Source organism: Mycolicibacterium bacteremicum (assembly GCF_002086115.1).
GTDB lineage: Bacteria > Actinomycetota > Actinomycetes > Mycobacteriales > Mycobacteriaceae > Mycobacterium > Mycobacterium bacteremicum.
The window spans coordinates 198,208-218,502 of record NZ_MVHJ01000008.1 but is presented as its reverse complement, the minus strand read 5'-3'; the positions used below and the strand labels follow the sequence as shown (position 1 = coordinate 218,502).

Genomic DNA, 20,295 nt, shown 5'->3' with positions numbered 1-20,295 from the left:
CAATGCATGCGTTGTGGTCGGGTGGCAGGCGTGGCGTTGGTGGTCGGCATCTGGACGGCTGCGGGAGCCGGGTCACCGGGCATCGCGTGGGCGGATACGCCTGCCGCGGACAGCCGGGGATCCCAGGGCGCTGCGGATCCGGGGGAGTCCGGCGCAACGCGGACGCCTGACGGCACTTCCGGCAGCGAGTCTTCCGACACCGAGTCTTCCGACACCGACGCTTCGGAAAGCACGGAAAGCGCAGAGGGGACAGGGGTCTCGGCCGAATCGCCCGACGACACCGCTGCCGAGGACACCGACGACACCGCCACCGACGCGGCGTCCCCGCTGCTGAGCACACCCGAGCGCCGGAGCGCCCGGATCGCTCCGCGCAGCGTCGCCCGGGTGGCCGAGGCCCGTCGCGCCCAGGCTCCGGCCCGCGCCGCCGCCCGCACATCCGCCCCGACCGCAACCGCACCCGAACCCGCGCCGGCCACCGGTATGGACGGCGCGGAAGCCGGAGTGGTCGCCGCGGCCGCCGTACCCGGCGTCGCGACCCCGACCGCGGTGGCGCCCAAGGCCAGGTGGACCTCGACCCTGCCCAACCCGGCGACCACGGTGCGGTACGTCGCAAATCTGGTGCGCAGTGTCGTCGGTGCCGTGCTCAGCCCATTCGCCGCGGGGTTGCCCGCGGGGCCGACCGGCCCGCCGTCACTGTGGGCGGTGCTGGCCTTCGTGCGCCGCGAGTTCTTCAATGGCGGCCCGCGCATCGACTACTCGGGTCAGACCACCCAGACCAGCACCGGCCTCGTCACCGGCAACGTGGGCGCCACCGATCCCGACGGTGACCCGCTGACCTACACCGTGATCGGCCGCCCGGCCAACGGTGGCACCGTCGTGATCGACCAGGACACCGGCAATTTCGTCTACCGGCCGATGAATGCGATGGCCGCGACCGGCGGCACCGACTCCTTCACCGTCGTCGTCTCCGACGAACGCGCCGGTGTGCACTGGCACGGCCCGCTCGGCTTCCTGCAGCACGTCCCGATCATCGGTCATCTGCTCAACCCGGGCGGCGGACACGCCAAGGCCACGACCATCACCGTCACGGTCGACCCGGTCGAGGGCGTCGACCTGACCTTCCCGGACGACTTCCATTGGGGCGTCGCCCATGCCGGCTTCCAGGCCGAGGGTGGCCCCGGCTCGCCGGTGGACCCCAACTCCGACTGGTACAAGTGGGTGCACCATCCCATCAATCAGGCCCTCGGCCTGACCAACGGTGTCCCGGAGAACGGGCCGGGCACCTACGTGTCCTACGACTCCGATGCCGAGCTGGCCCGAAACGAGCTGGGCATGAACACCTTCCGGATGTCCATCGAGTGGAGCCGGATCTTCCCGAACTCGACGGCGGCCATCGACATCACCGACGAAGGTGGCGGTGTCAGCCTCGCCGACCTGCAGGCGCTGCACGCGTTGGCAGATCAGGATGAGGTGGCGCACTACCGCGCCGTCTTCGATTCCCTGCGGGCGCACGGCCTGGAGCCGCTGGTGACCGTGAACCATTTCACGCTGCCGCTGTGGATCCACGATCCGGTGACGGCCCGTCCGCTCATCCAGCTCGGGCTACCCGTGCAACGGGCCGGCTGGCTGTCGGCCGAGACCCCGGTGGAATTCGAGAAGTACGCCGCCTATCTGGCCTGGACCTACGGCGACCAGGTGGACAACTGGGTGACCCTCAACGAACCCGTCCCGCCGATCATGACCGAGTTCCTGTCCATCCCGGGCCTGGTGCCGAGCTGGCCGCCCGGGGTGCTGCGGCCCGATCTGGCGGTCCGGTTCCTGGTCAACGAGGCCAAGGGGCACGTCGCGGCCTACGACGCCATTCACCGATACGACGCCGATGCCTTCGTCGGGTTCGCCAACAACATGGTCCCGGCCCGACCGGCCAACCCGGTGAACCCGCAGGACGTCGCCGCGGCGGACGCCTGGAACCGGGTGTTCAACGAGTGGTTCCCCAACGCCGTGATCGACGGCTGGCTGGATCTGGACTTCGACGGCAAGAAGACCGCCGACGAGCTGCGCCCCGGATTCGCCGACAAGGTCGACTTCATGGGCGTGCAGTACTACGGGTCCCAGCCGATGGGCGGCTTCGGATTCGCCCCGGTGCCCGGGTTCCACTTCCTGCAGGGCATCCCGTTCCGGTGCCAGGCCTCCGAGCAGACCTGCAGCGATTTCAACCAGCCGATCGACCCAGGTGGCTTTCGGGAGGTGCTGGAGGTCGCGGCTTCCTACGGAAAGCCGTTGTGGATCACCGAGAACGGTGTCGCCGACGACGATGACACCAAACGCCCGGGCTACATCGTCAACCACATCTCCGTCGTGCAGGACATGGTGGCGCACGGCACCGATATCCGCGGCTACACCTACTGGTCGTTCGTCGACAACCTGGAATGGGCCGACGGATACCACCTGCAGTTCGGGCTCTACGGCTCCGACCCGAGTACCCCGGAACTGGAGCGCACCCCCAAGCCCGCCAGCATCTCGGCGATCAGCCAGATCACCGACGCCAATGCGCTGCCGGCGGGCCTGTTGGGGCGCTACCTGCCCGGCGTCACGGGAATTCCTGCATAGCCTGCTGGAGTTCGGCGTCGCTGACCTCGCGCACCGGCTGTCCCATGGACCACTTGTGCCCGAACGGGTCCCGTACGACGCCGTAGCGGTCGCCCCAGAACATGTCATCGAGCGGCATCACCACCTCGGCCCCGGCGTCGACGGCCTTGGCGAAGGCGGTGTCGGCGTCGGTGACGACGAGGTGAATGGTGACCGGGGTGCCGCCGAGCCCCTTCGGGGTCTCGGACTGCCCGTCGCAGTATTCGGGATAGTCATCGGCGAGCATCACGGTCGACCCGTTGATCTGCACGGCGGCGTGCACCAGCCGCCCGTCCGGGCCGGGCATGCGGCCGAGTTCGGTGGCGCCGAACGCCTTGACATAGAAGTCGATGGCGGCGGCACCGTCGTCGACGACGAGGTGCGGCAGGACGGCGGGGGTGACTTCGATGGCCATGGGTTCTCCTTGGTGGGGTCCGGACGAAAGCTGACGCTCCTATAGACCGGTACACCGCCCGGTTCTCATCGCGCGGCCCGCCGCCGGCAGACGACCGCTGTCAGACCACCGAGTACCCGGTGGGCAGCGCCGCCCGGCCGGTCAGCGTCAGCAGCAGTTGCGGGCCCTGGCCGGACCGCACCGCGATCCGGGCCGACAGCGCCGCGGCCGCCTCGAGCACCTCGGCGGGCGGAACGTAGTCGGTGCCGGTGGCGCGGGCAATGTCCAGACCGTGCACGGCGAGCTCGAAGATGCGGGTCTGCAGGTACTCCGACAACACGATGCCGATCCCGCCGATCACCGCGATGGCCGGATCCCCGGCGGCCTCGACATCGGCCAACGCCCGGTCCACCAACGCCGAGACGGCCGCCGCCGGGTCCTCGCCGAGATCGCGCCCGGCCTGTCGGCCGCGTTCATTGACGGCCTCGGCACCGGCGGTGGCGCCGAATTCGCGCACGGCGAGGTAGTACTGCACCGCGTCGACCAGTTCCCCGGTCGGGGCGGGTTGGCCGAGGTAGTCGATCACCGTGACCAGCGAGCGGGAGGTGTGCCCGACCAGCGACCGCAGATCCCAGTCGCCCAGCCCGGGGCCGGCCCAGTCCGCGGCGCCGAGCGATCCGACCAGCTGCTCGAAAGACCGCGCGGCCGAGGCGAACACCGTCATGGACTCCGCCGGCACGCCTGACCGCTCTGTCATGTCCAGATTCTCGCACCATCGGCGCGATGACACCGGGCGCGTACCGTTTCGGCCATGGAGCGCGAAGACCTGGCGCGGATGCGTGCCGAATACGGATCGGTGGAGAAGGACGGCAGCGCGGACCTGGACGCCGACTGGCTTGCCGACGGGTGGTTGCCGCTGTTCGATCGCTGGCTCTCCGATGCCCGCACCGCCGGCCTGGCCGAGCCCAACGCGATGGTGGTGGGGACCGTCGACGCACAGGGCCGACCCGTCACCCGGACCGTGCTGTGCAAGAGCGTGGGCCCCGAGGGCGTCACCTTCTACACCAATTACGACTCGGCCAAGGGTGAGCAGCTGGCAATACAACCGTATGCCTCGGCAACCTTCCCGTGGTACGCGCTGGGGCGTCAGATCCATGTGCGCGGGCCGGTGGTCAAGGTCCCCGAATCCGACACCGCCGACTACTGGTCCAAGCGTCCGCGCGGCTCGCAGCTGGGTGCGTGGGCGTCGCACCAGTCCCAGCCGATCGCGTCGCGCGCCGTGTTGATGGACCAACTTGCCGATGTCACGGCACGTTTCGCCGACTCGGACGCGGTTCCGGTGCCGCCCAACTGGGGTGGCTATCTGATCGCACCCGAGGTGGTGGAGTTCTGGCAGGGCCGGGAAAACCGGGTGCATAACAGGATTCGGGTCACCGACGGTGGCGCCCGCATCGAGCGCCTGCAGCCCTGACCGACAACCAAGTGACGCAGGTGACGGGCAAACCTCCCCTGCTCTCTCAGGTGCGCAGGTTACGATCCCTTTGTGGCTGCGGCGAACAGGGAAACCGATCTCGGTTTGCGCGAACGTAAGAAGCTGCGGACTCGGACCACGCTGATCGATGCCGCGCTCGAACTGTGCCTGCGCCAGGGCTACGAACTGACCACCGTCGACCAGATCGCCGCGCTGGCCGAGGTGTCCCCGCGGACCTACAGCCGGTACTTCGCCACCAAGGAAGCGGTCTTCCTGACCCTGTTGGAGGAGCTCTCCGAGGAGATCGCGCTCGAGCTGCGGCGGCTGCCCCGCAACGTCGGACCCGTGGAAGCATTGCGGGCTGCGCATGTTTCGGTGCTCACCCGGACTGCGAACGGCCGGGCCGGACGGCTGACCAGTGAGCGTGTCGTGCTCATCCTGCGCATCATCAACGGTGCGGATGCCTTGCGGCAGGGCGCATTCGAGTTCCGTAACGACAGCGTCATCGCCGCGCTGTCCGAACAGCTGGGCGTGCCCAAGGACGACCGCGGGCTACTGCTCGGAGTTTCGCTGTTCTCCGCCATCATCATTGCCGCGTGCGGCGACCTGGTCGCCGATGGTGACGGCGTCACCCTGGGACCACTGGTCATGGTCGAACGCCTGAACCGCGCGTGCGAACACGTCGCCGGGTTTGCCGGGGAGCTGTTCAGCACCGACTCCCCGGTCGCCCCCGCGGCGGGCGGCACCGATCCCATCGTGGCCGTCGAGGTCCTCACCGAGAGCGATCTGCCGGCGAATGTCTGAGCAGCCGGAGGGGCTGCGGGAGCGAAAGAAGCTGCGCACCCGCGCCAACCTGATCTCCACCGCGGCCGAGTTGTGCCAGCGGCAGGGCTACGACAACACCACCGTCGAACAGATCGCCGCGGCGGCCGAGGTGTCCCCGCGGACATTCAGCCGATACTTCCCGACCAAGGACGCCGTCGTCATCGCCATCGTCGAGGACACCGCCGCCTACGTCGCACACGAGCTGGAGAAGCTGCCGCGCGACATCACCGAGTACGAGGCGATGCTGCGGGCGCACCTAACCGCGTTACAGCCCGCACCGGACGGTAGCGAGACCGCGATCTTCAAGCGGATGGCGGCGCTGATCCAGATCGTCAACTCCTCGGCGAGCCTGGGCGTGACGGCCATCCCGTTCCGTGACCAGAAGGACCGGTTCCCGACCGTGCGTGCGGTGGCGGGGCGGATGGGCCTGTCGACCGATCACGACGCCGTCTACCTGGTCCTGGAGACCTGGACTGTGGTGATGAACACAGCTTGCTACGGTCTGGGCACGCCCGGCTACCCGCCGATCGAGCCGGAGATCATCGCCGCCCGCATCCAGGCGGCCTATGACCAGCTGGTCCGTACCTGGCAGCCGTGGACTACCGGGGCACCCGAGGGCGAACCCCCCGCAGGCGGGACGTAACGTAAGCGACTACCGTCCAGTAGTGACGCGCAGCCCAGACCACAGAAGGGGTTCAAGTGGCCGACAACTCCAGCCCTGACGAGACAGCCACGCTGTCGTATCCGGGCGGTCAGATCGACCTCGACATCGTCAAGGCCACGGAGGGCTCCGACGGCATCGCGCTCGGACCGCTGCTCGCCAAGACCGGCTACACGACGTTCGACGGCGGGTTCGTCAACACCTCGTCGACCAAGAGTGCGATCACCTACATCGACGGTGATGCCGGCATCCTGCGCTACCGGGGCTACCCGATCGAGCAGCTCGCCGAGAAGTCGACCTTCATCGAGGTCAGCTACCTGCTGATCTACGGGGAGCTGCCGACCACCGAGCAGCTCGAAGTGTTCACCAACCAGATCCAGCGGCACACCCTGCTGCACGAGGATCTCAAGCGCTTCTTCGACGGCTTCCCGCGCAACGCGCACCCGATGCCGGTGCTGAGCTCGGCGGTGAACGCGTTGAGCGCCTACTACCAGGACTCGCTGGATCCCCTGGACAACAAGCAGGTCGAGCTGTCGACGATCCGGCTGCTGGCCAAGCTGCCGACGATCGCGGCGTATGCCTACAAGAAGTCCGAGGGACAGCCCTTCCTGTACCCGGACAACTCGCTGACGCTGGTGGAGAACTTCCTGCGGATGACGTTCGGCTTCCCGGCCGAACCGTACGAGGTGGATCCCGAAATCGTTCGGGCCCTCGACATGCTGCTGATCCTGCACGCCGATCACGAGCAGAACTGCTCGACCTCGACGGTGCGCCTGGTGGGCTCCTCGCAGGCCAACCTGTTCACCTCGATCTCCGGTGGCATCAACGCGCTGTGGGGCCCGCTGCACGGCGGCGCCAACCAGGCCGTGCTGGAGATGCTGACCAAGATCCACGACGGCGGCGACGATGTGCAGACCTTCGTGAAGAAGGTCAAGAACCGCGAGGACGGCGTGAAGCTCATGGGCTTCGGGCACCGCGTGTACAAGAACTACGATCCGCGCGCCCGCATCGTCAAGGAGCAGGCCGACAAGATCCTGGGCAAGCTCGGTGTCGACGATCCGCTGCTGGACATCGCCAAGGAGCTCGAGGAGATCGCGCTGACCGACGACTTCTTCGTCGAGCGCAAGCTCTACCCGAACGTCGACTACTACACCGGCGTGATCTACCGGGCGATGGGCTTCCCGACCCGCATGTTCACCGTGCTGTTCGCCCTCGGCCGGTTGCCGGGCTGGATCGCGCACTGGCGTGAGATGCATTCCGAGCCCGGCAAGATCGGCCGTCCGCGCCAGATCTACACCGGTTACAACGAGCGCGACTACGTCGACCTCGGCGGCCGCTGACTTGCATCCGCAACAGTTGTAGTTCCACAATAGTTGTGTGAACACAACTATTAGCACGCTGACGCCGCGGCGGAAGGCCATCGTCCTTGCGTCCTGTTGCCTGAGCCTGCTGATCGTGTCGATGGACGCCACCATCGTCAACGTCGCCATCCCGTCGGTACGCACCGACCTCGGCGCCACGGCGTCCCAGCTGCAGTGGGTCATCGACATCTACACCCTGGTGCTGGCGTCGCTGCTGATGCTGTCCGGGGCGATGGGGGACCGGTTCGGCCGCCGCCGGGTGTTCCAGATCGGGCTGACCGTGTTCGCGGTGGGATCACTGCTGTGCAGCCTGGCGCCGGGCATCGACGCGCTGATCGCCGCGCGTTTCGTCCAGGCCATCGGCGGCTCGATGCTCAACCCGGTGGCACTGTCGATCATCTCGCAGGTGTTCACCGGGCCCGTCGAACGTGCCAGGGCCATCGGGATCTGGGGCGCGGTCGTCGGCATCTCGATGGCGCTCGGGCCCACCGTCGGCGGATTGCTCATCCACCTGATCAGCTGGCGTGCGGTGTTCTGGATCAACCTGCCGATCTGTCTGGCCGCGATCGTGCTGACCGCGGTCTTCGTGCCCGAGACCCGGTCGGAGACGATGCGCAACGTCGACCCCGTGGGCCAGCTGCTGGCCGTGCTCTTCCTGTTCGGCACGGTGTTCGCGCTCATCGAGGGCCCCGCGCTGGGCTGGGGTCATCCGCGCGTCATCACCGCCGCGTTGGTCGCCGTGGCGGCGTTTGCGGCGTTCCTGCGCTTCGAATCCCGGCGCGCGGACCCGTTCATCGATCTGCGCTTCTTCCGCAGTGTGCCGTTTGCCTCGGCGACGGTGATCGCCATCTGCGCGTTCGCCTCGTGGGGTGCGCTGCTGTTCATGATGTCGCTGTATCTACAAGGCGCGCGCGGCTATTCGGCGGTGCAGACCGGTCTGATCTATCTGCCGATCGCGGTCGGCGCGCTGATCTTCTCGCCGCTGTCGGGACGCATGGTCGGTCGCTACGGCGCGCGGCCGTCCTTGCTGATCTCCGGGACGATGATCGTGGTGGCGTCCACCGTGTTGGCGCTGCTGCCCGAGGACGCCCCGGTGTGGACGCTGATGGTGGTGTTCGCGGTGTTCGGCATCGGCTTCTCGATGGTGAACGCGCCGATCACCAACGCCGCGGTCAGCGGCATGCCGCTGGACCGGGCCGGCGCGGCGTCGGCGGTGACCAGCACCAGCCGCCAGATCGGCGTCAGTATCGGTGTGGCACTGTGCGGTTCGATCGCCGGTGCGGCGCTCGCGGGGACCGCGGACTTCGCGGCGGCGGCCCGCCCGCTGTGGTTGACGTGCGTCGCGCTCGGCGTGGTGATCGTGGTGCTGGGCCAGGTGTCGACCTCGCCGCGGGCGATGGAGTCCGCCCGCCGGCTGGCGCCGCTGATCGAGGGACCCAAGGCGCACGCCGATGCCTGAGCACGCCCTCGCTGACGATGTATGGCGGCTGATGGCCTCGGTGGTGATCAACAACCACGACACCTGGAAGCGCGCGGTGGTCGAGCGGACGGGGTTGCCGTTCAGCCGGGTGCGCATCCTCACCCGGCTGGCCAGAAAACCGCTGTCGGTCAAGGAGATCGCCGAGGCGGCGACCATCGACGCCCCCGCCGCGACGGTGGCCGTCAACGATCTGACCGAGCGTGGCCTGGTGATCCGCGAGACCGATCCCGCCAACCGGCGATCCAAGACAGTCTCGCTGACCCCGGCCGGGCGGGACCTGCTGGCCGTCATCGACGGCGTCGAGGATCCGGCGCCGGAATCGATGCGCGCCCTCGCCGAGACTGATCTGCTTGCGCTGCAGCAGATCCTGCATCGGATGCGCGGGGACTAGCTCTCCAGCACCGCCATGGCCGCGTTGTGGCCGCCGATCCCCGACACCGCCCCTCCGCGGCGGGTTCCCGACCCGCACAACAGGATTTGCTCGTGATCGGTGGCCACACCCCAGCGCCTGGCCGGGGTGTCGAGGTCTTCGTCGTCCTCGGCGAACGGCCAGCGCAGGGCTCCGTGAAAGATGTTGCCGGCCGTCATGCCCAGCGCGTCCTCCAGGTCGGCGGTGGTCTTGGCCTCCACGCAGGGCCGGCCGTGCCGGTCGACCATCACCACATCCTGAATCGGCTCGGCCAGCACGGTGTTCAGTGAATGCAGGGCCGCCGCGGCCAACCGGAGTCGGGCGGTGTCGGGATCCGTCCCGGCCAGCAGCCGGTGCGGGGTGTGCAGACCGAACACGGTCAGGGTGTGCGCGCCCGACCGGCGCAGCGGTTCGGACAGGATGCTCGGATCGGTCAGCGAATGACAGTAGATTTCGCACGGCAACGGTTCGGGCAGCGCGCCGGAGGTCGCCGCGGCGTACGCCGAGTCCAGCTGGTGCATCGTCTCGTTGATGTGGAAGGTGCCCCCGAAGGCCTGCTCCGGGGCGACATGCGTATCGCGCAGTCGTGGCAGTCGGGTGAGCATCAGATTCACCTTGATCTGGGAGCCGGGTGCCACCGCCGGTTCCGGCTCGCCCAGCAGCCTGGCCAGCACCGCCGGAGTCACCCCGGCCAGCACATGGCGTCCGTGCACCACATGCTCGACATCGCCTGTGCGGTAACGCACCTCACCGTCCGGGGTGATGGCGTACACCTCGGCGCCGGTGATGATCTCGGCCCCGTGGGCGGCGGCCGCGGCGGCGAGCGCGCCGGTGACCGCGCCCATCCCGCCGACCGGGACGTCCCAGTCGCCGGTGCCGCCGCCGAGCAGGTGATACAGCAGGCAGATGTTCTGGATCAGCGACGGATCGTCGGTGGCGGCGAAGGTGCCGATCAACGCGTCGGTGGCCATCACGCCGCGCACCAGATCGCTGCGCACCGCCGCGCCGATGGCCTCGGCGACCGGTTGTTCGATCAGCGCGTGCCAGGTCGCCGCGGCCGCCGGGTCACCGCCGGCCAGCACCCGGGTGCGCGCGGCGGTCCGCGTCGGCAGCGGGGAGAGCAGCGTCGGCCACAGCGCACCGGTGATCAGGCGGGCCCGCCGGTAGAACTCGCCGAAGCCGGACTCGTCGGCGGCGGCGCCGCCCGCGCCGAACGTGTTCTCCCGGCCGATCAGCAGCCCGGTCGCACCGCCGGTGGCCGGGTCCGGGGTGTAGGAGGACTGCCGCCGGCGCACCAGCCGCAGCCGGGCACCCAGATCATCGATGATGCGCCGCGGCAGCAGGCTCACCAGGTAGGAGTAGCGCGACAACCGGGCGTCGACACCGTCGAAGGCGTGCGCGGATACCGCGGCGCCGCCGACGTGGTCGAGCCGCTCCAACAACCGCACCCGCCGGCCGGCCCGGGCCAGGTATCCGGCCGCCACCAACGCGTTGTGTCCGCCACCGACGATGACGATGTCGGGATCTGTGTCCGTTTCCGAGGCCACAAAACCAGTCTGCCCGACTACGGTTGTGAATCGTGGCAACGAAACCCGAGATCGAATTTCCCGACGGCCCCGCCCCCACCGAGCTGGCCATCGAAGACATCACCGTCGGTGACGGCGCCGAAGCGGTGCCCGGCGGCACCGTCGAGGTGCACTACGTAGGCGTCGAGTACGACACCGGCGAGGAGTTCGACAGCTCCTGGAACCGCGGTGAATCCATCGAATTTCCGCTACGCGGCCTGATCCAGGGCTGGCAGGACGGCATCCCCGGCATGAAGGTCGGCGGCCGGCGCAAGCTCACCATCCCGCCCGAGCAGGCCTACGGCCCCGCCGGCGGCGGACACCGGCTGTCGGGCAAGACTCTGATTTTTGTCATCGATCTGCTCGGCGCTCGCTGAGCACTGTCATGGCGGTACCTGCGGCGCGTTGGTACCGGCGTCCGCCGGGCGCCGGTTGGCTGGCGGCACTGATCACGGTGCCGCTGGCCATCGGCGTCATCGGGTGGTCGGGCGCCGAACCGGCGGATGCCGCGCTGCCGCGCACAACCGTCCCGGCGACCCCCACCGAGGCCGCCGGGGTGGACGCGATGGTGGCGCCGTTCTCGTTGCGACGCAAGGGCGATGACGTGATCCTGTCCGGTCAGCTGCCCGACCCGGCATCGGTGGCCTTTGCCATGGACCTGGCCCGCAACAATCTGCCGGGCGCCAGGGTGCTGAACATGCTGACCCCCATCACCGGGGTGACGGCAGCCGATCTGACCCGGTTCGACGGTGTGCTGGCCGCCGGTGCGCCGTTGGCGGACTTCGGGTTCAGCATCGAAGGCGCCCACATCACGCTGTTCGGCACGGCGCAATCCGATGAGCAGAAGGTGCAGCTGGAGGATGCGGCCCGCGCCGCCTGGCCCGACCTCAAGGTGTTCAACGACATCGCCGTGTTCTCACCGCCGCCCGTCGCCCCACCGGCACCGGGCTGAAGGGGCGCCCGTGGACTTCATCATGCAGTGGTTCGGCTATCTGGTCGCCTTCGTGCTGGGTTCGGCGCTGACCTGGGTGGTGCTGGTGCTCACCGTCAAGCCACTTCCGGTCGACGAGGGGGACCCGTCGTGAGCTCCACCCTGCTGGCGCTGTCGTTTCTGGCCGGCGTGGTGTGCACACTGGCGTTCAGTCTGCGCCGCCGGCGTCAGTGAGGGCCGGGCAGCCGTAGCAGCAGCCGGGTGCCACCCAATGGGCTGGCCTCCAATGATGCTGTCCCGCCGTGCAGTTCGGCCTGTTGTGCCACCAGCGCGAGGCCCAGCCCGGAGCCCGACGCCGAGGCGGTCGAGCCGCGGGAGAACCGCTCGAACACCTTGGTGCGCTCCTCCTCGGGAATGCCGCACCCGTCATCGTCGACCGCGATCTCCACCCCCTCGCGGGAACTGACCGCCGAGAGCTGCACCCGGGTCGCGTCGCCGTGCTTGACGGCGTTGGCGATCGCGTTGTCCACCGCCAGCCGCAGTCCGGCCGCCAGCCCCAGGATCAGCACCGTCGGCGCGGGCACCAGCGAGACGTCCAGATCCGGGTACACCCGCATGGCGTCGTGCGCGGCGCGGTCCAGCAGGTCGGTCAGGTCGACCGGGGCGTGGTCATCGGAGGTGGACAGCTGCCCCTGGGCCAGGCGCTCCAGTGCCGACAGGGTGGCCTCGATGCGTGACTGGGTGCGGATGACATCGCCGAGCACCTCGGCGCGCTGATCCTCGGGCATGTCCAGGGTGGCCAGCACCTCGAGGTTGGTCCGCATCGCGGTCAGCGGCGTGCGCAGTTCGTGGGAGGCCACGGCAGCGAAGTCGCGGGCTGATTCCAGGGCGGCCTTGGTGCGTTGCTGTTCGTCACCGATGCGGGCCAGCATGCCCTCGACGGCCTCGCCGATCTCGCTGGCTTCCCACACCCCGCGCACGTTCACCTCGTCCGGATTGGACTGGGCGTTGATGGCGCGGGCCTGTTGGGCCAGTCGGCGGAACGGGGTGATCATCACCGCGGAGATGATCCAGCCGACCACGAGCGTGCCGCCGATGACGCCGCCGCAGATCAGCAGCACGCGGCGGTGCTGATTGTCGATCTGGCGCTCGGTGTCGGTGAGCGTGGAACCGAGCGCGATCGAGGCCTGCCCGGCAGTGAAGGTGCGCACCCGGTATTCGACCCCGTTGATGGTGGTGGTCTCGAAACCGTCCGGGAACTCCGGCAGCACCACATCGGAGGGCACCGACACCGTGGCGCCGCCGATCCGGGCGGTGCGCACCAGATCCGGGTCGACGACCGGGGCATCCCCGTCGTTTCGCATGGCGTCGGAGAGCAGCGTGCTGACATCGCCGAGGCTGCTGATCGAGTCGAGCCGCCGGTCCAGCTGGCTGTACTGCTCGTTGGTGATGCCGATCCACACCCAGGTGCCGATCGTGATGACCACGGCGACCACCCCGAGGGCGGCGACGATGACGATGGTGCGCAGCGAGAGGATGCGTTTGGGCAGGCCCAACGCGCGGTAGAGCCGGTCGTTCAGGTCCACGGGCTAAGTCTGGACTACTGGGTCCGCAGCACGAAGCCCACACCGCGCACGGTGTGCAACAGCCGCGGCGCCCCGCCGGCCTCCAGCTTGCGGCGCAGGTAGCCGATGAACACGTCGACGACGTTGGTGTCGGCGGCGAAGTCATAACCCCACACCAGCTCCAGCAGCTGGGCGCGCGAGAGCACCGCGGTCTTGTGCTCGGCCAGCACGGCCAGCAGGTCGAACTCGCGTTTGGTCAGGTCGACGTCGGCGCCGTTGACCCGGGCGCGCCGGCCAGGGATGTCGACCTCCAGTGGGCCCACCGAGATGGTCTCCGAGGAGAAGGTCGCCGTCGAGCCGCGGCGGCGCAGCAGCGCCTTCACCCGGGCCACCAGCTCCTGCAGGACGAACGGCTTGACCAGGTAGTCGTCGGCGCCGGCCTCCAGCCCGGCCACCCGGTCGTCGACGCTGGTGCGGGCCGACAGCACGCAGACGGGCACGTCGTTGTCCATGGCGCGCAGCGCGGTGACCACGCTGACCCCGTCGAGCACCGGCATGTTGATGTCGAGGACGATGGCGTCCGGGCGGGTCTCGGTTGCGCTGCGCAGGGCCTCGGCGCCGTCGACGGCGGTGGACACCTCGAAGCCGGACAGCCGCAGCCCGCGTTCCAGCGAGGCGAGAACGTCGGGGTCGTCGTCGACGACGAGGACCCGAGGCGAGGTCGAGGAACCACTTTCCATGCCGCCAATACTGCCCCATCGGGGTCGACGGCTGGGGGATGCTGGGTCACCCGCGTCACCTCGTCGCGCAGGTGGCCCGATCCCCGCGGCGGGAAACAATTGACCTCATCCATTGTTGAGGTTTTACGTTGGCCGCACGCCGGTTAATCCGGTTGTCGGATCCATGGCGTAGAACTCAAGATGGGTCGGGGAGGAGGTGGTGACGTGGCAGGGCTCGTATCGGTACCGGCGATCGCGCCGCCTCCGCAGCGCATCCGCACCTCCTCGGACATCCTGCGGCTGCTGCCGTACCTGAAGCCCTACCGCGTCCGCTGGATCGCGATGGTGGTCGCGGCCTTCGTCAGCCTCGGCGCGACGGTGTCGGTGCCGCTGCTCACCAAGGCCGTCATCGACGGGCCGGTGCGGGAGAAGGACTCGGCCGGCCTGTGGACGCTGGGGCTGGCCGCGATGGCGCTGCTGGTCACCGAGGCCGTGCTGTGGTTCGTCCGGCGTTGGCTGGTGGCCCGCGCCACCATGGGGGTCGAGGCCGATATCCGCAAGGACCTCTACGCGCGCCTGCAGGTGCTGCCGATGTCCTTCCACGGCAACTGGCAGTCCGGGCAGCTGCTGTCGCGGGTGATGAACGACCTGTCCGCGATCCGGCAGTTCCTGTCCTTCGGCTTGCTGTTCCTGATGCTCAACATCGTCCAGATCATCGTGGTGACGGCGATCCTGCTGAGCATGTACTGGCCGCTCGGCGTCGTGGTGATGGTGGCCATCGTGCCGATCACGCTGACCATCCTGCATTTCCAGCGCAAGTTCACCCGGCTGTCGCGCCAATCGCAGGATCAGGCCGGCAATGTCGCCACCCACGTCGAGGAGTCCGCGCTCGGTCTGCGGGTCATCAAGTCCTTCGGCCGCGAGGAGTACGCCTACCGCGGCTTCGACGAGCGTGCGACGAACCTGTTCGACACCGAGATCCGCAAGGTCGCGGTGTCGGCGAAGTTCTGGACGCTGCTGGAGGTCATCCCGAACATCACGCTGATCATCGTGTTGGGCTTCGGCGCGTACGCCGCCGGGCACGGCCTGGTCACCATGGGCACCCTGGTCGCGTTCATCACGATGATGCTGTCGCTGGTCTGGCCGATCGCCTCGCTGGGCTTCCTGCTGTCGATGACCCAGGAGTCGATGACGGCGGCCAACCGCGTCGCCGAGATCTTCGACGAGCCGCGCACCATCACCGACGGTGCGGTCGCCGATTCGCCGCGCGGTGGCCGGCTGCAGCTGGTCGACGTCGGGTTCCGGTTCCCGGACTCGTCCGACTGGGCTCTGCGCCATGTGAACCTGACGGTCGAATCGGGGGAGACGGTCGCCCTGGTCGGCGCCACCGGGTCCGGCAAGTCGGTGCTGGCCTCGCTGTTGTCGCGGCTGCACGACGTCGATGAGGGCGCCATCCTGGTCGACGGCACCGATATCCGCGAGCTGTCGCTGCCCGCGCTGCGGCGCACCGTGGCCACCGCGTTCGAGGACCCGACACTGTTCTCCATGTCGGTCGCCGAGAACCTACGGCTGGGCAATCCGGAGGCCACCGACGAGGATCTGGCCCGCGGCATCGAGGTGGCCTCGGCCGGATTCGTCTACGAACTGCCGTTCGGCCTGGACACCCGCATCGGTGAGCAGGGCATGAGCCTGTCCGGCGGTCAACGGCAACGGCTTTCGCTGGCCCGCGCCATCATCGCCGAACCGCGCATCCTGGTGCTCGACGACACCCTGTCCGCGCTCGACGTGCACACCGAGGCCGAGGTCACCGAGGCGCTGGGCCGGGTGCTGCGCGATGTCACCGGCATCGTGGTGGCCCACCGCGCGTCGACGGTGCTGCTCGCCAACCGGGTCGCGCTGCTGGAGGACGGGACCGTCACCCGGGTCGGCACGCATGCCGAGCTGCTGGCCGATGCGCCCGAGTACCGGTACCTGCTGGCCGCCGACGAGGAGTTCGCGGAGGCCGGGCAATGACCGTGTCGAATACGGAGTGGCGCGGCCAGGCCGTCGAAGCCGCCGACGAGAACATCCCGATCGACGAGTCGATCTCCCGGCGCCGCGAGGCCCGTTCGCTGCTGGGTTCGCTGCTGCGGCCGTACAAGAAGATCGTCGCCCTGCTGGCGGTCGTGGTCGTGGTCGAGAACGCCGCCCGGTTGTCGGTGCCGCTGCTGGTGCAACGCGGTATCGACCACGGCATCCCGCCGATCGTCGAGGGTGGCACCGCCCGCGAACTCATCCTCATCCTGGCCGCGCTGTGCGGTGTGGTGACGGTGCAGGCCACCGGCCGGATGTACTTCCTGCGCCGGTCCGGGCGGATCGGTCAGGAGATCCTGATCGAGTTGCGGCGCCGGCTGTTCCGGCACTTCCAGCGCCTGGACGTGGCGTTCCACGACCGCTACACCTCCGGTCGGGTGGTCGCCCGGTCCACCAACGACGTCGATGCCATCCAGGACATGCTGGCCACCGGCTTCGACGGATTGATCACCGCGGTGTTGACGATGTTCGGGACCGCCGTGCTGCTGGTGGTGCTGGACTGGCGGCTCGGATTGGTGTGCCTGACCGCATTCCCGATCCTGGTGCTGCTGACGTGGTGGTTCCGCAACGAGTCGTCCAAGACCTACCGCAAGGTCCGCGAGGCCGCCGCGCTGGTGATCGTGCAGTTCGTCGAGACCATGACCGGCATCAAGGCCGTCCAGGCCTACCGCCGCGAGCCGCGCAACCAGGAGATCTTCGAAGACGTTGCCGACCAGTACAAGTCGATCAACGAGCGGGCCTTCAAGCTGCTGGCAATCTTCATGCCCGCGGTCCGGCTGACCGGCAACCTCACCACCGGCGCGGTGCTGCTCTACGGCGGCTACCTGGTGCTGCACGACGAGATGACGCTCGGCACGCTGACCGCGTTCCTGCTGTACCTGCGCATCTTCTTCGAGCCGATGCAGGAGATCTCGCAGTTCTTCAACACCTTCCAGTCCGCCTCGGCGGCGCTGGAGAAGATCGCCGGGGTGCTCGCCCAGGATCCCGGGATCGAGGATCCGGCGCATCCGGTACCGCTGGACAATGTGCAGGGCCACATCACCTTCGACGACGTGCAGTTCTCCTATGTGCCGGACCGGCCGGTCCTGCCGTCGTTGACCTTGGACATTCCGGCCGGGCAGACAATCGCGCTGGTCGGCACCACCGGTGCCGGGAAGACGACGATCGCCAAGCTGCTGGCCCGGTTCTACGACCCGGTCAGCGGGGCGGTGGCCCTGGACGGGATCGACCTGCGTGATGTCGCACAGAGCGAGTTGCGCAAGCAGGTCGTGATGGTGACCCAGGAGAACTTCATGTTCGAGGGGACGATCGCCGACAACATCCGGTTCGGCCGGCCGTCGGCCAGCGACGCCGAGGTCCGCGAGGCCGCCGTCGCGGTGGGGGCCGACCGCTTCATCGACGGGCTGCCCGAGGGGTTCTTGACCGATGTCGCCAAGCGCGGCGGCCGGCTGTCGGCGGGGCAGCGTCAGCTGATCGCGTTCGCCCGGGCGTTCCTGGCCGACCCGGCGGTGCTGATCCTGGACGAGGCGACGTCCTCGCTGGACATCCCGAGCGAGCGAATGGTGCAGCGCGCCATGACGACCGTGCTGGCCGACCGCACCGCCGTGGTGATCGCGCACCGGCTGTCGACGGTGTTGAGCGCGGACCGGGTGCTGGTGCTCGAGCACGGCGAGGTCGTCGAGGACGGGCCGCCGGAGGAACTGATCGACGCCGGAGGGCGGTTCGCCGGGTTGCACCGGGCGTGGGTGGAATCGCTGGCCTGACGGCGGCATAGGGTCGGTTCGCCATGACGTTGAATCAGTTGCGCGCGTTCGCCGAGGCGGCGAGGCTGGGGTCCTTCACAGCCGCCGCCGATGCCATGCAAGTCGCACAGGCGTCGGTGTCCGAACTCGTTCGCCGGCTTGAGGAGGAACTTGACGCGCAGTTGTTCGTGCGAGGTAGCCGCAGGCTGACACTCACTGCGGCGGGTCGTGAACTGCTGTCCTACGCCCAACAGGCCGTCCATGCCGCCGATGGTGGCGTACAAGCGGTCCGGTCGGTGGGATCGCTCGGGGGCGGGACGGCGACGTTCGGTGTTCCGCGCAACGCCGATTACTACCTGCTGTCGCATCTGGTGCAGACCTTCCACCTGCGATACCCGTCGGTGCGGGTTCGGCTGGTCGGGCAGAACTCCGCCGAGACGGCTGCGGCCATCCAGGCCGGCGAGATCGAGGCGGGCATGCTGATCCTGCCCATCGACGACGAGGATCTGGACGTCCGGCCACTGCTGCGCGACGAGGTGTTCTATGTCAGCGCAGACCCGTCGCGCACCGAAAAGCCGGTGACCATAAATCAATTCGCGGAGGCGACGCTCGTTCTGTATGACGCGCACTACGGATGGAAGGATCCGACCCGCCGGCAACTCGCCGAGCGCGCGCAACTGGCGGGACTGCGCCTGGAACCGGTCATCGAGATCGAGCACGTGGAATCCGCGCTCAAACTCGTGGCAGGAAGTGTCGGCGACACCATCGCCAGCGGTGCGGTGATCGCCAGCGACGCCTTTCCTTCCGGACTGCACACCGCTCCGTTCGCCGAACCGCTCTTCGACACCATCGCTTTGGCGCAGCACCGGGGACGGCCGCTGTCGAATGCGACCCGGGAGTTCGCGCGGTTGGCCGAGGACACGGTGAAAGATCTCCCGGTGTTCCCGCAGACTGCCGCGGATCTAGGGCGCTCGATGGTGCCGTTGATCGATCGATCACGCGTCTGACCTGTGGTGATTATCCGGTATCGGATAATCCTGTGGTTTGTGCAGGAGTTACCCATCTAGTCCTCTGGCGCGAACGGGCCTAGCGTCACCCGCATGCAGATCACCACCGCTGAAGCACGCGCCCTCGGACCGTTCACCTGGCTCAAGAAGCCGGCCGTCGACGGCCCACCGGCACAGCGGGATCCGAAAGTCGTCGAACGCGTATCGGAGATGCTGTCCGACATCGAGCGCAACGGCTTGGACGCTGTGCGGCGCTATGCCCGGGAACTCGATGGCTGGACCGGTGACCTGGAGGTCAGTGCCGCCGACCTGCGCAAGAGTGGTGACGCATTACCCGCCGAAGTCCGCGCCGCCCTGGAGCTCGGCTACGAGCGCACCAACCGATTCGCCTCTGCCCAGCGTGCACATCTGACCGACTTCGAGGTCGACATCGCGCCCGGAGTCGTCGGCGGTGTGCAGTACATCCCCGTGGCGCGGGTGGGTGCATACCTGCCGGCAGGTCGCTTCCCACTGCTGGCCAGCGCCTTCATGACCGCGGGCTTCGCGAAGACCGCCGGTGTGCCCGCCGTGCTCGCATGCACACCGCCCTCGGGTGGGCACGGCGCACATCCCGCCGTGCTCTACGGCGCATACCTGTCACGCGCGGACCGGGTCTTCGCCGTCGGCGGCGTTCAGGCGCTGGGCGCCATGGCTTTCGGGCTGCTCGGCGATGCTCCGGTGGATATGCTGGTCGGTGCCGGCAATGCTTTCGTCACCGAGGCCAAGCGCCAGCTCTTCGGCCGAGTGGGAATCGATCTGCTGGCCGGCCCGTCGGAGGTCGCGGTGCTGGCCGACGAGACGGCCGATCCCGAGTGGGTGGCCGCCGATCTGCTGGGGCAGGCTGAGCACGGCCCCAACTCGCCTGCAGCACTGATCACCACATCGGAAGCGCTCGGCCGCAGGGTGATCGAGGCCATCGACCGACAACTCGAGACGTTGGCGACCCGCGACATCGCCGGGGCAGCATGGCGTGATTACGGATCGGTGGTGGTGGCCGCCGACCGTGCACAGGCGGCCGCCATCGCGGATGTCCTCGGTCCGGAGCATCTCGAGGTGCAGACCGACGATGATGACTACTTCCTGAAAGAGCTGCGTAACTACGGTTCGTTGTTCGTCGGGCCGTGGAGTACAGTCGCATACTCCGACAAGGGCATTGCCGGAACGAATCATGTTCTGCCGACCGGTAAGACGGCGCGCTACAACGCGGGTTTGTCGGTGTCCCGATTCCTGAAACCGCTCACGTATCAGCGCGCGGCGAAGGAGGCAACCGCCGCGTTGGCGCCGGCGGTCGAGCGCATCTCGGCCTTCGAAGGGCTGGCTGCGCATGAGGCCACGGCCACAATCCGGATCGACAAGATCGGTCGGCACTCGGGCGCTTTCGACGGGACGCCGGCAGTCACCCGGGGCCGGTGATGGTCGAGCTGC

Annotated in this window: 19 protein-coding genes; 14 read left to right on the top strand and 5 right to left on the bottom strand. The window is 68.4% G+C overall.

Annotated features, from left to right (window positions below):
- Positions 1-30: 30 nt before the first annotated feature.
- Positions 31-2,610: a family 1 glycosylhydrolase gene (locus tag BST17_RS12400; RefSeq protein ID WP_234807652.1), complete on the top strand. Its 2,580-nt coding sequence runs from the start codon at positions 31-33 to the stop codon at positions 2,608-2,610.
- Here BST17_RS12400 and BST17_RS12395 read toward each other — a convergent pair.
- Positions 2,591-3,043: a VOC family protein gene (locus BST17_RS12395; RefSeq protein ID WP_083058225.1), complete on the bottom strand. Its 453-nt coding sequence runs from the start codon at positions 3,041-3,043 to the stop codon at positions 2,591-2,593. The genes BST17_RS12400 and BST17_RS12395 overlap by 20 nt on opposite strands.
- Positions 3,044-3,143: 100 nt before the next feature.
- Entirely contained in the window at positions 3,144-3,779 is a 636-nt protein-coding gene (locus BST17_RS12390; protein WP_234807651.1) for a maleylpyruvate isomerase family mycothiol-dependent enzyme, read from the bottom strand.
- A gap of 54 nt (positions 3,780-3,833) precedes the next feature.
- Here BST17_RS12390 and pdxH point away from each other — a divergent pair, with 54 nt between their 5' ends.
- From pdxH to BST17_RS12360, 6 genes are all read left to right on the top strand, one after another.
- A complete protein-coding gene (gene pdxH, locus BST17_RS12385; RefSeq protein ID WP_083058223.1) occupies positions 3,834-4,493 on the top strand; it encodes a pyridoxamine 5'-phosphate oxidase in 660 nt (219 codons plus the stop codon).
- A gap of 72 nt (positions 4,494-4,565) precedes the next feature.
- Positions 4,566-5,297 (top strand): TetR/AcrR family transcriptional regulator, encoded by a 732-nt coding sequence (locus tag BST17_RS12380; RefSeq protein ID WP_083058222.1) that lies wholly within the window; start codon positions 4,566-4,568, stop codon positions 5,295-5,297.
- Positions 5,290-5,961, top strand: coding sequence for a TetR/AcrR family transcriptional regulator (locus BST17_RS12375; RefSeq protein WP_083058220.1), 672 nt, complete (start codon positions 5,290-5,292; stop codon positions 5,959-5,961). Before BST17_RS12380 ends, BST17_RS12375 begins: the two co-directional genes overlap by 8 nt.
- Positions 5,962-6,017: 56 nt before the next feature.
- Complete coding sequence (locus BST17_RS12370) at positions 6,018-7,319, top strand: citrate synthase (RefSeq protein WP_083058219.1); 1,302 nt, start codon at positions 6,018-6,020, stop codon at positions 7,317-7,319.
- Between the two features lie 58 nt (positions 7,320-7,377).
- Positions 7,378-8,799, top strand: a complete 1,422-nt coding sequence (locus BST17_RS12365) for an MFS transporter (RefSeq protein WP_083058309.1) — start codon at positions 7,378-7,380, stop codon at positions 8,797-8,799.
- On the top strand, positions 8,792-9,211 hold the full coding sequence (locus BST17_RS12360) for a MarR family winged helix-turn-helix transcriptional regulator (RefSeq protein WP_083058217.1): 420 nt from the start codon (positions 8,792-8,794) through the stop codon (positions 9,209-9,211). Before BST17_RS12365 ends, BST17_RS12360 begins: the two co-directional genes overlap by 8 nt.
- On the opposite strand, the gene BST17_RS12355 is transcribed toward BST17_RS12360, so the two are convergent.
- Positions 9,208-10,776 (bottom strand): phytoene desaturase family protein, encoded by a 1,569-nt coding sequence (locus BST17_RS12355; RefSeq protein WP_083058215.1) that lies wholly within the window; start codon positions 10,774-10,776, stop codon positions 9,208-9,210. The genes BST17_RS12360 and BST17_RS12355 overlap by 4 nt on opposite strands.
- Before the next feature lie 32 nt (positions 10,777-10,808).
- Here BST17_RS12355 and BST17_RS12350 point away from each other — a divergent pair, with 32 nt between their 5' ends.
- The 3 genes from BST17_RS12350 to arfB are packed head-to-tail and all read left to right on the top strand — an operon-like array spanning position 10,809 to position 11,879.
- Positions 10,809-11,171 carry an FKBP-type peptidyl-prolyl cis-trans isomerase gene (locus BST17_RS12350; protein ID WP_083058214.1) on the top strand — a complete coding sequence of 121 codons (363 nt, stop codon included), beginning with the start codon at positions 10,809-10,811 and terminating at the stop codon, positions 11,169-11,171.
- Positions 11,172-11,179: 8 nt separating this feature from the next.
- The gene (gene arfA, locus BST17_RS12345; protein ID WP_083058212.1) at positions 11,180-11,746 is read left to right on the top strand and encodes a channel-forming protein ArfA/OmpATb; all 567 of its coding nucleotides are present in this window, start codon (positions 11,180-11,182) and stop codon (positions 11,744-11,746) included.
- Between the two features lie 10 nt (positions 11,747-11,756).
- The gene (gene arfB, locus BST17_RS29860; protein WP_264001808.1) at positions 11,757-11,879 is read left to right on the top strand and encodes a channel accessory protein ArfB; all 123 of its coding nucleotides are present in this window, start codon (positions 11,757-11,759) and stop codon (positions 11,877-11,879) included.
- A gap of 73 nt (positions 11,880-11,952) precedes the next feature.
- On the opposite strand, the gene BST17_RS12340 is transcribed toward arfB, so the two are convergent.
- Together BST17_RS12340 and prrA are read right to left on the bottom strand one after the other, a co-directional pair.
- Complete coding sequence (locus tag BST17_RS12340) at positions 11,953-13,311, bottom strand: sensor histidine kinase (protein WP_083058211.1); 1,359 nt, start codon at positions 13,309-13,311, stop codon at positions 11,953-11,955.
- 14 nt (positions 13,312-13,325) lie between these two features.
- Positions 13,326-14,039, bottom strand: a complete 714-nt coding sequence (gene prrA, locus BST17_RS12335; RefSeq protein ID WP_023986252.1) for a two-component system response regulator PrrA — start codon at positions 14,037-14,039, stop codon at positions 13,326-13,328.
- Between the two features lie 171 nt (positions 14,040-14,210).
- Between prrA and BST17_RS12330 the strand changes: the two genes are divergently transcribed.
- From BST17_RS12330 to hisD, 4 genes are all read left to right on the top strand, one after another.
- Positions 14,211-16,022 carry an ABC transporter ATP-binding protein gene (locus BST17_RS12330; RefSeq protein ID WP_083058210.1) on the top strand — a complete coding sequence of 604 codons (1,812 nt, stop codon included), beginning with the start codon at positions 14,211-14,213 and terminating at the stop codon, positions 16,020-16,022.
- Between the two features lie 2 nt (positions 16,023-16,024).
- Entirely contained in the window at positions 16,025-17,845 is a 1,821-nt protein-coding gene (locus tag BST17_RS12325) for an ABC transporter ATP-binding protein (RefSeq protein WP_083058308.1), read from the top strand.
- A gap of 23 nt (positions 17,846-17,868) precedes the next feature.
- Entirely contained in the window at positions 17,869-18,831 is a 963-nt protein-coding gene (locus BST17_RS12320; protein ID WP_083058209.1) for a LysR family transcriptional regulator, read from the top strand.
- A 93-nt stretch (positions 18,832-18,924) separates the two neighbouring features.
- A complete protein-coding gene (gene hisD / locus BST17_RS12315; protein WP_083058208.1) occupies positions 18,925-20,283 on the top strand; it encodes a histidinol dehydrogenase in 1,359 nt (452 codons plus the stop codon).
- Positions 20,284-20,295: the final 12 nt, after the last annotated feature.

What these genes read in the sequence shown, in the direction of transcription:
- hisD (WP_083058208.1), top strand. Translation starts at nt 18,925, where the DNA reads ATGCAGATCACCACCGCTGAAGCACGCGCCCTCGGACCGTTCACCTGG.
- BST17_RS12390 (WP_234807651.1), bottom strand. Translation starts at nt 3,779, where the DNA reads ATGACAGAGCGGTCAGGCGTGCCGGCGGAGTCCATGACGGTGTTCGCC.
- BST17_RS12320 (WP_083058209.1), top strand. Translation starts at nt 17,869, where the DNA reads ATGACGTTGAATCAGTTGCGCGCGTTCGCCGAGGCGGCGAGGCTGGGG.
- pdxH (WP_083058223.1), top strand. Translation starts at nt 3,834, where the DNA reads ATGGAGCGCGAAGACCTGGCGCGGATGCGTGCCGAATACGGATCGGTG.
- BST17_RS12395 (WP_083058225.1), bottom strand. Translation starts at nt 3,043, where the DNA reads ATGGCCATCGAAGTCACCCCCGCCGTCCTGCCGCACCTCGTCGTCGAC.
- BST17_RS12360 (WP_083058217.1), top strand. Translation starts at nt 8,792, where the DNA reads ATGCCTGAGCACGCCCTCGCTGACGATGTATGGCGGCTGATGGCCTCG.
- BST17_RS12375 (WP_083058220.1), top strand. Translation starts at nt 5,290, where the DNA reads ATGTCTGAGCAGCCGGAGGGGCTGCGGGAGCGAAAGAAGCTGCGCACC.
- BST17_RS12330 (WP_083058210.1), top strand. Translation starts at nt 14,211, where the DNA reads ATGGGTCGGGGAGGAGGTGGTGACGTGGCAGGGCTCGTATCGGTACCG.
- arfA (WP_083058212.1), top strand. Translation starts at nt 11,180, where the DNA reads ATGGCGGTACCTGCGGCGCGTTGGTACCGGCGTCCGCCGGGCGCCGGT.